Source organism: Endozoicomonas sp. ALB115 (genome assembly GCF_049310245.1).
GTDB lineage: Bacteria > Pseudomonadota > Gammaproteobacteria > Pseudomonadales > Endozoicomonadaceae > Endozoicomonas.
The window spans coordinates 54,825-67,291 of the sequence record NZ_JBLYZG010000011.1 but is presented as its reverse complement, the minus strand read 5'-3'; the positions used below and the strand labels follow the sequence as shown (position 1 = coordinate 67,291).

The 12,467-nt window shown below is 49.6% G+C and carries 10 protein-coding genes; 7 read left to right on the top strand and 3 right to left on the bottom strand.

What is annotated here, in order from left to right; genetic code table 11:
- Positions 1 to 32: 32 nt before the first annotated feature.
- Positions 33 to 3,839, bottom strand: coding sequence for a hypothetical protein (locus ACO6VE_RS07450; RefSeq protein WP_422460634.1), 3,807 nt, complete (start codon positions 3,837 to 3,839; stop codon positions 33 to 35).
- Positions 3,832 to 4,734 carry a hypothetical protein gene (locus tag ACO6VE_RS07445; RefSeq protein ID WP_422449944.1) on the bottom strand — a complete coding sequence of 301 codons (903 nt, stop codon included), beginning with the start codon at positions 4,732 to 4,734 and terminating at the stop codon, positions 3,832 to 3,834. The genes ACO6VE_RS07450 and ACO6VE_RS07445 overlap by 8 nt, the downstream gene beginning before the upstream one ends.
- A 439-nt stretch (positions 4,735 to 5,173) precedes the next feature.
- Here ACO6VE_RS07445 and ACO6VE_RS07440 point away from each other — a divergent pair, with 439 nt between their 5' ends.
- A complete protein-coding gene (locus ACO6VE_RS07440) occupies positions 5,174 to 6,571 on the top strand; it encodes an L-cystine transporter (RefSeq protein ID WP_422460632.1) in 1,398 nt (465 codons plus the stop codon).
- 135 nt (positions 6,572 to 6,706) lie between these two features.
- Here the strand turns inward: ACO6VE_RS07440 and ACO6VE_RS07435 are convergent, their stop codons facing one another.
- Entirely contained in the window at positions 6,707 to 7,702 is a 996-nt protein-coding gene (locus ACO6VE_RS07435) for a hypothetical protein (RefSeq protein ID WP_422449947.1), read from the bottom strand.
- Here ACO6VE_RS07435 and ACO6VE_RS07430 point away from each other — a divergent pair.
- The 6 genes from ACO6VE_RS07430 to ACO6VE_RS07405 all read left to right on the top strand — a co-directional run bounded on the left by ACO6VE_RS07430 (position 7,683) and on the right by ACO6VE_RS07405 (position 12,449).
- Complete coding sequence (locus ACO6VE_RS07430; protein ID WP_422449948.1) at positions 7,683 to 8,039, top strand: hypothetical protein; 357 nt, start codon at positions 7,683 to 7,685, stop codon at positions 8,037 to 8,039. The genes ACO6VE_RS07435 and ACO6VE_RS07430 overlap by 20 nt on opposite strands.
- Before the next feature lie 498 nt (positions 8,040 to 8,537).
- Positions 8,538 to 8,984: an SLC13 family permease gene (locus tag ACO6VE_RS07425; RefSeq protein ID WP_422460631.1), complete on the top strand. Its 447-nt coding sequence runs from the start codon at positions 8,538 to 8,540 to the stop codon at positions 8,982 to 8,984.
- Positions 8,917 to 9,459, top strand: a complete 543-nt coding sequence (locus ACO6VE_RS07420; protein WP_422460629.1) for an SLC13 family permease — start codon at positions 8,917 to 8,919, stop codon at positions 9,457 to 9,459. The genes ACO6VE_RS07425 and ACO6VE_RS07420 overlap by 68 nt, the downstream gene beginning before the upstream one ends.
- Positions 9,428 to 9,667 carry an anion permease gene (locus ACO6VE_RS07415; RefSeq protein WP_422449951.1) on the top strand — a complete coding sequence of 80 codons (240 nt, stop codon included), beginning with the start codon at positions 9,428 to 9,430 and terminating at the stop codon, positions 9,665 to 9,667. The genes ACO6VE_RS07420 and ACO6VE_RS07415 overlap by 32 nt, the downstream gene beginning before the upstream one ends.
- A gap of 77 nt (positions 9,668 to 9,744) precedes the next feature.
- Positions 9,745 to 10,971: an ankyrin repeat domain-containing protein gene (locus ACO6VE_RS07410; RefSeq protein WP_422449952.1), complete on the top strand. Its 1,227-nt coding sequence runs from the start codon at positions 9,745 to 9,747 to the stop codon at positions 10,969 to 10,971.
- A 248-nt stretch (positions 10,972 to 11,219) separates the two neighbouring features.
- Complete coding sequence (locus tag ACO6VE_RS07405) at positions 11,220 to 12,449, top strand: hypothetical protein (protein ID WP_422460627.1); 1,230 nt, start codon at positions 11,220 to 11,222, stop codon at positions 12,447 to 12,449.
- Positions 12,450 to 12,467 lie beyond the last annotated feature (18 nt).

Below are 12,467 nucleotides of genomic sequence, written 5' to 3'. Positions count from 1 at the left end.
ATGTAATTCCATCCCGGTGACCGGCCGTGACCTTATTCAGGATGCATCATCGCCAGCAGTGTTTTGATGAATTCCTTTCTCTTGATCTCATAATCATTCACATGGAGAGTTGTCGATAGCCAGTTGTTCACTCTGAGTTCAAAATCATGACGGTATGCATGGCTATGCAATTTCATCTGAATTTTCTCAACCAGGGCATGAAGGCGTTGCTGCTCCTGCAACGGGTTTATCGGGTAATCAGGTTGTGCGGTTTTTCTTTCAGAGTGCAGGGCAATAAACTGCCGGGCTTTATTCAGGGTAAGCAGAGAGCGCATAAGCAAGCCATAAATACGCTCATCGGGGGTTTGAGGAGCATTAAAAAGGAGGGTTCTCGGTATGTAAAATACCGGCCCTGTTTGCAACTGCCCGGTTAGGAGGTCAAGATGATCAGCGAGGTGTTCCAGCGTATTGTTCAGTAATCGGGTTTCTTCAGCAAAGGACAAACACCTTACCGGCACCTTAACCCCGGGGACGTGAAAGGCCAACTGCCCTGAATTTTCATGGGTTACCCTGTCGTCAATATTGACCTGAATCACCTTTGCTCCGGTGCCCAGGTCACCGCCTTTAAGATGGATATTATAGGCGTTTGGTAGTTTAATCGCCTGGCATCCCGGGATAGGCCTGATGGTGAGGCTTTGGGGGATTTCTGCATACCTGTCGGTGTTCATTGCCTTTAGCTTGTCAAAGAGTGTTCTGGCGGATTTTTCTGTCGTACAGATAATGTCAATATCATTAAAGAATGAGCAGAGGTTCTGTAAAAAACGCGCGTATGAGCCGGTAATCAGGATGGGAGGATTGGTATAAGCGTCATTGACTTCCTGAATAATCTCCAGTGTTTTTAGCGTTAGCGCACTTAAATACGGAACCTGCTTGTCCGGGAAATCCGTTCTGCCGGTTGTTAGCCATGGCAGCAGAGTTATGGCCAAACTGGAGGTAACGGCTCCCGGAGCAACGGCTCCCGGAGCGACGGCTCCCGGAGCGACGGCACCTTCCCGTTTGAACAGTAAATTATCCATTAAATTGGCTTCGGAGCTGCATTGTCCAAACCAGTAGCCTAAAGCATGGCGAAACCTGCTTCCTTCCGGAAAACTCTGAAGGTGATTTAGTACATAACTCTTATGGATTTTCCGCCCGTTAATGGATTGTCCGGTGATGTAGCAGTGTGCCAGAAAGAAAAAATGCAGGCGAGAACTCTTAAATGAGCACCTCAGTGTTTTGATGGATTGCAACACATGTTCTGCTGATACTCTCTGATGATCGATCGTCAACTCATTACGCATAGCCATGAATTTCAATAGACATTGCAGTCGATGCTGCTCATCACCTTTGACCAGGAGGCCGTTTAAGATCTGCCAGGCCTCTTGAAGTTCATCCTGAGCCTGGTCAGTTTCATCGAACTGCCGAGACTGTTGCAACCTTTGTATCAGGTATTCAGTCTGCTTTAAAGATTGATCCCCGGGTACGTCATTAAACGCTGCTAATACTTTCTGATTATCCAGATAGCTGCCATTCAATTCTCTGGCATTCAGTGCCAGCTGGGCATAAAAAAAAGCTCTTTCAAGCAACCAGCCACCGCGCTCATACCCATTAACCACCGACTCCGGTGTGACTGGCTGGCCATTCAGCGCCAGGCCTCTCAGACAACATTGTTCCTTAAAGCGTGCCAGCTCCAGGGTTGCCTTGACTGCCTGATAATTCTTAACCACCGCATCCGGAGTGACCGGCTGGCCATTCACCAACAGGCCCCTGAGGCAACATTGTTCTTTAAAACGCGTCAGTTCAAGTGTTGCCCTGGCTACCTGAAAATCCTCAACTACCTCATCCGGTGGGATCAGTTTGCCATTCAGTCTCAGCCCTCTCAGGCAACATTCCATCTTAAACCGTGCGATCTCCAGTATTGCCCGGGCTGCCTGATAATCCTTAACCACCGCATCGGGTGGGACCAGCTGGCCATTCAATGCCAGCCCCTTCAGACAACATGCCTCTTTGAAGCGTGCTATCTCCAGTATTGCCCCGGTTATCTGAAAATCCTTAACCACCGCATCCGGTGGAACCGGCCGACCATTCAATGAAAGGCCCTTCAGGCAACATCCCTCTTTGAAGCGCCCTATGGCCAGTCGGCCTTCCACACTGGCCGGGAAATCCTTCACCACTTCATCCGGTGGGATCTGCTGGCCATTCAACGGCAGTCCCCTCAGGCAACATTCCGCTTTGAAGTGCGCCATCCCCAGTTGGCCTCGCGGACTATCCGGGAAACTCTCAACCACTACATCCACTGTAATCGGCTGGCCATTCAACGGCAGTCCCCTCAGGCAACACTGTTCCAGTAAGCGCGCCAGCTCCAGTGTTGCGTTGACGGCCCGATAATCCTTAACCACCTCATCCGGTGGCACCTGCTGGCCATTCAACACCAGGCCCCTCAGGCAACATTCCGATTTAAAGCGTGCCAGTTCCAGTGCTGCCCTGGCCACCTGATAACTCTTAACGACTGCATCCGGTGTGACCGGCTGGCCATTCAACGCCAGCCCCCCCAGGCAACATTGTTCCAGAAAGAGTGCCAGCTCCAGTGTTGCGTTGATGGCCTGGAAATCCTTGACCACCTCACCCGGTGGAACCGGCCGACCATTCAATGAAAGGCCCCTCAGGCAACATTCCTCTTTGAAACGAGCCAGTTCCAGTGATGCTTTGAGTACCTGAAAATCCTTAATCACCTCATCCGGTGTGACCGGCTGGCCATTCAACGCCATCCCCTTCAGGCAACACTCCGCTTTGAAGCGTGCCAGCCCAACTGTTGCTTTGGCTGCCTGATAATCCTTAACTACCGCATCCGGCAGGACCGGCTGGCCATTCAACGCCAGTCCCTTCAGGCAACACTCCGTTTTGAAGCGCGCCAGCTCCAGTGTTGCGTTGATGGCCTGATAATCCTTAACCACTGCATCCGGTGTCACCGGCTGGCCATTCAACAACAGACCTCTCAGGCAACAATCACCCTGAAAGCGCGCCAGCTCCAGTGGTGCTTTGGCTGCCTGCAAAGCCTTAACGACCTCATCCGCTGTGACCCGTCGGCCATGCAACGCCAGACCCTTCAGGCAGCATTCCTCTTTAAAGCGCGCCAGCTCCAGCGTTGCTTTGGCTGCCTGAAAATCTTTAACCACCTCACCTGCTGTAACCGGCTGGCCATGCAACACCACGCCCTTCAGGCAGCAATCTGCCTTGAAGCGCGCCAGCTCAAGTACTGCCTTGATTGCCTGAAAGTCCTTAACCACCGCATCCGGTGTCACCTGCTGCCCACGCAATGCCAGGCCCTTCAGGCAACACTTCTCCTTAAAGCGCGCTATCGCTAATTGGTACTTATTGTTTTGATCCGGTTTTCGGTTGAATTCTTGAATGACCTGATCCGGAGTCACTTTTTTATTGCCAGCCAGCACGCTCTGCAAGCAGAGTTTTTGCAGGAAAAAGCCACTTCTGATCGACGATGCATCCTTTCCATAGGCGGTAAGTACATCAGCAGGGATAATTATACGTCTTGGTAACTGTTTATTTTGCCAAAAGGCATCTTCCATTTCTTTGCCATAATCCGGAGTGGCGGCGCTGCCTTTATGAGGCTGACGGTTTGCGACTCGTTTACCATTAAATGTACTTCCGCAGCGACTGGGAACCCTGCCTGAACCGGCTTCCCGGTCACCAGCAGACACACGCTGAGCATAGGTTGATGCTGTTGCTTTCAGAATAAAACCCTGCCCGATAGACGTTAAACACCGCCTTTTGACCGCAAAATGGTTACCAGGTTCATCAGCCAACCTGTAAAAGCGCCATAAATGCTTTATTGCCAAACTCGACATCTAAAAACTGCACGACGCTGGCTGGCAATGACCTCACCACGCGATCTGCCCTGCGACCATAGCTGAGAGAAAGAAAATCATGGAGCAGATTGAGCATATTGCTGTTGGTCAGTGATGAACTGGTTCTTTTGCAGGATGCAAGCCTGGATGGACTGATTGACTTATGTTCCAGCCAATATCTCTCTTCAACCGTTTCAATACAGATAGAAAAAGCGATAAGTAAGTTTTCTTCCTGCACGGGATCAATCTCAACGAGACCCTGCAAATTTTCAGATGGCAAGGAACTGCCTAAAATCTGTTTGCCAAGGTCTTGAACTTTTTCCCCAAGATGTTCAGGGCAGACGAGAAAGTTCCAGTATTCAATGAGGGATTGCTTGACCTCATGGTAAGGTGCCAGATGCTTAATCCCTGTTATTCCCCGATTGTGCAAAAATAATAAAAGATGGAGATAAACATAAACCGGCTCTCCAACTACTCCACCGAACTTTGCACCTAAACCGTCGATATGCTGCTTCCTGTTGTCAATAAGCTGAGAAAGTGAAGGAAGCTTGCCACGTCGGGCCTCTGAAAAGATATTTTTCAGTACAGGAATACGAACATGATGTCTTTGATAACGCTCTATTTGATGAAAATCGCTTCCCGTAATTCTTTGCAGTTGAGCAATCTGGCCAACCAGCGAATTCATATGACTTGGCAATGCAACCGCTGACACTCTGCTCGATGGAAAAACCTGATGTACTTCATAGGAACCAATCGTCCTTTCCGGTGCAGAAGCGCTCATCCGGCTCTCTGCAAGACCGACTTCTGGTTGAGACCTTTTCCGGGAAGAGTCAGCTAATGGAGGTTCTGACATCCGTTTTGCACCAGGGACCCGGTGCCCGGCAGACGAGTGATAATGAGTATCCATGATATTTAAGTTTCAATTGCCAAGGTTGTTGTCTTAAATTCCTTGCTCCCATATAAATCCTTATCAACAGTGCATATTCTAGCCCGGATATTTCATAAACTGCCCCGAATCTCGCGCACGACCACATGGATGTGGGAGATAGGGCGACGCAGGATGCCGAAGCCGAGGACTTTGTCGCTCTAAGGGATTTTGTGAGGGAGCGCCGTACCGGGGAGTACGGTCGACTGAGCAAAACTCCCTTAGAGCGGCAAAGGGCAAGCGAGATCGGGAGCACGTTTATGAAATATCCGGGCTAGCGACTCTGCTGCTTGACAAGTTCGCTGTCAGGGTTGGTAAATGACCGGGCTTCATTGATAACACCTGAAACAGGAAGGTACCAGGAACCATGTCTCTAGCAGTACTGACCAATATTTTCATCATGGTAGCGTTGCTCTATCTGCTTTACCGTTTCCAGAAACACTGCCTGCCGTTCACCTGGCGGGTATTTATCGCCCTGGGTATGGGCGTGGGTTACGGAGCCTGTTTACAGCTTTTTTATGGTTACCCCTCTGAGACCCTGACCGAGTCCATCAACTGGTTCAATATTGTTGGCAACGGCTATGTCAGTCTGTTGAAGATGATTATTGTGCCCCTGGTCATGGTGTCCATGATCTCGGCTATCCTGAAGCTGAAAGGTGCTGGCACCCTTGGCAGGATCAGTGGCTGGATTCTGACATTGCTGATGGTCACCGTGTCTATTGCTGGTGCCATTGGTATTATGTCCGCCCTGGGCTTTGGTTTGAGTGCCGAGTCCATTACCTCCGGTGTTCGTGAAGTGGCTCGTGGGGAGCAGCTGCTAAACACGGTGACCAGGGTAGAAAACCTGTCAATTCCCTCTATGCTGATCAGCCTGATCCCTGCCAACCCGTTTATGGATATGACCGGAGCCCGCAGCACTTCCATTATCGGCGTGGTAATTTTCTCCGCTTTTATCGGTGCCGCGGCGCTGGGTCTCCATCCTGAGCAACCTGAAGAGGCCAGCCACTTTAAGCGAACCGTTGACGCTGTCCACGCCATTGTTATGCGTATCGTGACGATGGTATTGCATCTGACCCCCTTCGGTATTCTGGCCTTGATGACCAAAGTGGTGGCAGGCAGTAACGTCACCGACATACTGCAACTGCTTCAGTTTGTCATTGCCTCTTATGCAGCTCTGATTGCCGTCTTTGTAATTCACCTGATCATGGTCACCATGGTGGGTGCCAACCCCATCCGGTTCATCAGGAAAACGTTGCCGGTACTGATCTTTGCCTTTACCTCACGGAGCAGTGCGGGCACCATGCCGCTGACCATTCAGACTTTGACAAAGGGCCTCGGGGTTTCTGAAGGCGTGGCCAACTTTGCCGCATCTTTCGGTACCACCATTGGGCAGAACGGTTGTGCGGGCATTTATCCGGCCATGCTGGCCGTGATGATTGCCCCCACCGTGGGTATTGACCCAACCAGCCTCAGCTTTATTGGCACTCTGATAGTGACCATCGCTATCGGCTCGTTTGGCGTGGCCGGTGTGGGTGGTGGCGCAACCTTTGCGGCACTGATTGTGCTCTCGGCCCTCGGTCTTCCTGTTGAACTGGCGGGCCTGTTAATTTCCATTGAGCCAGTGATTGATATGGGCCGGACTGTCGTCAATGTCAGTGGTGCCATTACCACCGGCTTTGTCAGTGGTCGAGCCATGGGTGAGGTGGATATGGAAACCTTCAACAGCAATGCTTCCCTTGAACTGGATATGGATGCAGTTTCCTGATGTCTGTGAATCAGTCCACGAATTCTGAGTCACTCAGAATCGTCATTATCGGTGGAGAGGCGGCTGGTATGAGTGCCGCAGCCAAAGCCCGTCGGGTGGCCAGATAATGAATATCTGCGGATTTTCTTCCGGGAATCAATCCGGTGAAACCCTCTGGTTATCCGGATGATTTGCCAATAAGTTATCCAATGTTGTCTTTATGCCTTGTAATGGCCGACTGACATAACCGTTACCATTATCGAACATTTGTAACACCCTCTCCTCAAAGCTATTGCCTTGTACCGTTGCTGGCAGGCCATTAATAGACTTTTGGTATTTACTGATAATGCCACGACCTTCTTCCTCCAGAACTTCAATCAGGAAAAGTAACTGCCTTATCACCTGCAAATCCTCGGCAGCAACACGGGAATAGTTAATATTGGCGATTAAATTACCATGCTCCCTCCTTTTCGGATCAAATTCAGCCAGACGAGTTGATTTATATTCCCTCTCAAACAACTGAACCGCCGCGTTATAATTTGCGCAGGCTTTTAACAAACCAAAATCTCCTCTGGGTTCTTCCAAAGCCGTATAGTTCGCTATTTTACGGGCAATTTTGTCCCTCCCTGCCTGATATTTTTCTGATGCTGATACTTCCTCTATTTTCGATATAAAGTAACGGAAATAGAAGTAAATTGCAGGAGTACAGTCCTCTATGAATCGATCATCCCCGTTTCGGGTTAAGCATTTAATGGTTGCCTTGTCACATTGTTTAAATGCCAGATTTTGATAAAGATGAGCACGATTTTCGGTTTTAATTTCTCCGCGAAAGAACCGGTTAAGATGCCTCCGGACATTGTTAATCGGCTGCGCTGCTTCACAAATACTCTCGAAGGCTTTGGTATTATGTTCAAGCCAAAACAGAAATTTTGAACTGAACCGACTTTTCGAACTGTTAAAAATATTTATGCCTTTACCACTACCACCAGTATCAAGCCTGCCCAACCAATCACCAAAGCTTGACAGAATAAAATTTTTAACATGTTCACTATGTCTTAATTGCTCACCATAATATGTTTTATATCCATATTTTTTTTTGTACCAGGCAGGCGGCTTGTCCGGATCATAAGTGATGAGTTTACTGAAGAACAACCTGGATACGGGTTCATCGCTTTGGGGCGATTCCCGGATTACTTCCGCTGCTTCGCAGATCCTCTGGCCATTTACAAAGGGACTGAGAGAGTCAGGTTTCGAAGAACCGCTGGCGGAGCCGACAGGTTCAGCATTCAAAGGTCTGCTGATGGATTCGACAGGGGCGGCATTCAAAGAACCACTGAAGGAGTCGAAAGAGTGGCGGGAATCTCTATCGAGAGAAGACAGTGTGGAGGCTGAGCCTGAGCCTGCAGCCAATCCTTCAGCGACACTGTCATCCGAAGACATCGAACCCTCACTCATTGCTGACAGGGCTGATTGCCACGTGGCACTCTGAATATGAGCGGCTGAATGGGTATCAACACCCGAATCCCGGGAGATTTGAGATTCACGGGCTGTATTTACTGATATTGGCCTGGTGTTGTACAAATTTGCGCAAGCAGCATAGCCATCCCAGTCAAGGTGTTCTCTGACCTCGTCTTCTGTCACATTAGAGGCTGCCTGATTCACGGGTAAGCTGTGGAATCTGATGCTGAAAGATTTGCTGTTGCCTTCTTCGTCCTGGGCAGCAACATTCAAAGCAGGATGAATCTTCACGACAACCCTGCCCTTTTCTATGGTAATTTCCCTATCAGGTAGACAACCGGTAAATGTTATCACTTCATCTGCATCTACACGGCTAACCTCATAAGGCCCCAGAGATCCGGACGTTTCTGCATCAGGATCCGTTTGAGTTGATTTATCAACGGGCGCTTGTCCACAGAGATTGGGTAATCCAGTGTGATTGATAACCGAATCCATAACGATCTGCTATACCTCGCCTATCAGCATTCAAGTGGATTTTCGACTACGAAGCATAACGGCTGCCGGACAATTTGCAGATATTCTTTGTTTATTTTTGTTAAACCGGGTTGATCAACCCGATAGCAGGGAAATTATCCAAATCACTCGACAACGCTTGAGGCTTAGCCCAAAAAGTTCTTCCCGCTTGTTCCTGGATAAAGTGGGTGCCAGGTTGATAAATCCCAAAACCGCGCAACCATCGGCCTGGTATATGGTGGGTGTGGCAACCATGATGGCGATCTGGTGGGTATCGGAGGTAGTTCCCATTCCTGTGACCTCATTGCTGCCAATGATACTGGTGCCACTGCCGGGCATCGCCAGCATCAAGGAAGTGACGGCACCCTACGCACACCCAACCATCTATCTGTTCTTTGGCGGTTTTATGCTGGGTCAGGCTGACCCGCTTTGGCTTCCAACTGTCCACCGAAGAGAACCCTGAGGCCAGAACGGTATTCCGTGAGCAGCTGGAAGTACTGGGCCCAATGAGTCGCGGCGAAATAACGGTTGCCATTATCTTTGCCATCACCGCTATTTCCTGGATTACGAGACCCTATCTGAAGGCGTTTATTCCCGGTCTTTCTGACACCATTATTGCCATTGCCGCGACCATCAGCCTGTTCATCATTCCGGTGAAGCACGATAAGCGTGTTTATGTCATGTCCTGGGAAAAGGCCCGGGAATGGGGTGTTCTGCTGCTGTTTGGTGGTGCTCTGACTCTGGCAGCGCAGATCAAAAATACCGGTCTGGCCGGCTGGGTGGCCGAAGCCATGACGATTGCCAATGGTCTGCCGGTGCTGCTGGTCGTTGCTTTCTTGGTGACTGTTCACCTTCCTGACCGCACTGACCAGCAACACCGCAACGGCTGCCGGCTTCCTGCCATTGATGGGTGCCCTGGGTGTGACCCTGGGCATTGACCCGGTGATGCTGGCCGCACCGGCGGCCCTTGCCTGCAGCTTTGCCTTTATGATGCCCGTAGCGACTCCGCCAAACGCTGTGGTCTTTGGCTCAGGAAAACTGGCAATAACCGATATGATGAAGGCTGGCTTTGCCCTGAATATTATGGGTATTCTGCTGGTGACACTGGTGGGTTACTTCCTGATTGGTCAGTTTTTAATGGGATAATTATCTTTTCTACGGAGTATTTTCGGGTTCTACACGGTCTGAGTAGCCCCCCCAAAAAACGTAGGGAAGTACCTGACATGAACAGTGTTCCATCCGGTACACCGGTAGCGATACCCACTGAGCCCTCAACCTGCCCAGTGTGCCATGATGACCTCTACCAACCTAAGAATCCGGAGTTTGCTGGCAAGCACGTTGGCATTGCCAGTCCCTGCGGGCATAAGTACCACCTTAACTGTCTTACCCTGTGGACAGGAGCTAATCTGGAGTGCCCTTACGGGCGGCAAGTAATTGAGAATGTAACGGTGGAAATCCTGACCCTGCCACCGAACTGGCAGACCCGGATGGTCAACGCTGCAAAGGAGGGCAATATCAGGATCATCCGGGCCCTGCTGAACCGGGGGGCGTCCGCGGATGCAGGCCAGATTGCGGGGAAGACTCCCCTGGTCTGGGCCGTTAACAACAAGCACCTTGATGCTGCTCTGCTGCTGGCCGACAAGGGATCCTCCGACCCGATCGGCCTGAATAACCTGGAGCAATTGTACCAACATGGTGACGGGGGCATTCCTGTAGATCTATGCAAAGCGGAGAGCTTCTACCTGAAGGCGGCTGAGCTGGGGGATACTTCAGCCATGAACAACCTGGGCTACCTGCATCAGTATGGTGGCGAGGACTTTCCGGTAGACCTGAGCAAAGCAGAGAGTTGGTACCTGAAGGCGGCTAAACTGGGAAGTGCTCGAGCTATGAACAACCTGGGCTACCTGTATAAGCAGGGTGGCAAGGACTTTCCGGCAGATCTGCACAAAGCAGAGAGTTGCTACCTGCAGGCGACTGAGCTGGGGAATGCTGCAGCTATGAACAACCTGGGCTATCTGTATCAGTATGGTGGCCAGGACTTTCCGGCAGATCTGCACAAAGCAAAGCACTGGTACCAGCAGGCGGTTAAGCTGGGGTCTGTTTCAGCCATGATCAATCTGGGCTGCATGTTTCAGGAAGGCGGCAAGGACTTTCCGGTAGATTTGTACGCAGCGGAGGGCTTGTACCTGCAGGCCGCTGAGCTGGGGGATGCCACGGCCATGAGATGCCTTGGCTCCCTGTATAAGCATGGTGGCGAGGGCTTTGTGGCAGATAATGAAAAATCTTATATGTGGTATATGAAGTCACTCAAGCAAAATAATCATCTACCACAAGTAGAGCTTGACGGTTTTGATAAGAATAAAATCGCTCTAATACTCAGCCGGATGATCGACCTCCTGGACACCAATCTGAAAACTCAGGTTCAGGATCTGTTAAAAGACAAAGCTTGAAGCGCTGACTGTTATGTCTGCTGGTGACACTGGCAGGTTGTTTTCTGATGGGTGCCAGCCCGGCCTGATGAGACGGTCGGGCTTAACCCGGACCCGCCGATCAAGTCCGGGAAACTCCATTGAGGCTGTCCGAGCATAGACAGCCCTGTGCGGTAACCGTAAATCTCGGTCACCCTCCGGATGAACGGCCTTCAATCTGAATTGTCCAATGCTTGAAGTCAGTTACTTTTTTGCAAGGAACAACAGCAATGCAAGCGTCAGCCTCCCAAAGCAGTGATTCGATAACAGCTCATGGTTTACCATTGCCCACATCGGAAGCAGCCCAGTCAAATCGTCCCAAAAGTATTGACGCTCCGTGCTGGCGTGGCTTTTCGACCAGGGTTGAGGATATCGCAGAAAATGCCCGGTTTCTCAACCATGTCGTTGCGGCAACTCGCAGTGAAGTGGTAGGAAACAGTCATCTCGTCACGGACTTTAGCATACATTATCCCAGCCTGAAGCCAATCGATCTGGTAAGGATGACATTGCATCGCGGTCCTTTTGTTACCGGGCAAGTGAAAAAAATGAATTTGGGCTACCAGTGTTTACAGGGAATATTTCGACAAAACCATGATCTATCCAACATCAGAACTAGCGATATATATTTCAAGTTCTCTTCAAAAAACGGTTTTGGTGATTGTGGCTCCCAAGTTTATCAGTGCCGGAAAAACTTGTTAAAAGCAGGTGTTCCCGCTGATATTATCTGGGCGCTCCATTTTTCTAACAGACGCAAAAGTGATACTCCACATGATGGACATTGTATGCTGCTAATTGCCGATAACCAGTCTATGGAGCGGTTGTTTGATCAAATGAATATCGTTACCGCTAAATACGGTGTTGAAAATAAAAAGCGACCTGGAATTGCCATGGATGTTGCGGATTTTTTTTTCTTGTTACAGGAAAAACTACCAAATTTGATTTTTGTCGATCCTTTTAATGATCAGATCATTCCGGGTAATGGGTTAAATACAACCCCTGTAGGAATTTTTCTCAACTTTGGGTTACGCGGAGAGTACTCTGTTTCTTTTACAGGGAGTAATGATTACCTCCCGATTTCAGATGATGAGCTTGAATTTTTTGAGCGGAAAATCAAGGGTGATAAGAAAGCGGTAAAAGCTATGCAGGATATTAAAACGGTAGTACATAATATTAAGTTAATCCGTTTAATCGACGCCTCAGAGATTGCTTCACGACTTAAACAAAAGATAACCGTCAGTATCGGCAAGTCAGAATTTGGCCTCGCTTTTCGTCAATGCGCATATTATAAAGCCAACAGCGTATTCGATTACTTGTATGATCATGCAGGCGAGCTGGATTTTGATCTTAATTCATCCGGAAATTCTGGCAATACTGCGCTGGATTACGCCAAAAAAGCGGGTAATTCCCATGCCATGGCCCGGCTGGAAACATTAAAAACTGCCTGTTCCGGATCAACCTGAATCAAATGAATTCTTGCA

What these genes read in the sequence shown, in the direction of transcription:
- ACO6VE_RS07405 (WP_422460627.1), top strand. Translation starts at nt 11,220, where the DNA reads ATGCAAGCGTCAGCCTCCCAAAGCAGTGATTCGATAACAGCTCATGGT.
- ACO6VE_RS07440 (WP_422460632.1), top strand. Translation starts at nt 5,174, where the DNA reads ATGTCTCTAGCAGTACTGACCAATATTTTCATCATGGTAGCGTTGCTC.
- ACO6VE_RS07445 (WP_422449944.1), bottom strand. Translation starts at nt 4,734, where the DNA reads ATGTCAGAACCTCCATTAGCTGACTCTTCCCGGAAAAGGTCTCAACCA.
- ACO6VE_RS07410 (WP_422449952.1), top strand. Translation starts at nt 9,745, where the DNA reads ATGAACAGTGTTCCATCCGGTACACCGGTAGCGATACCCACTGAGCCC.
- ACO6VE_RS07415 (WP_422449951.1), top strand. Translation starts at nt 9,428, where the DNA reads ATGGGTGCCCTGGGTGTGACCCTGGGCATTGACCCGGTGATGCTGGCC.
- ACO6VE_RS07430 (WP_422449948.1), top strand. Translation starts at nt 7,683, where the DNA reads ATGAGTTTACTGAAGAACAACCTGGATACGGGTTCATCGCTTTGGGGC.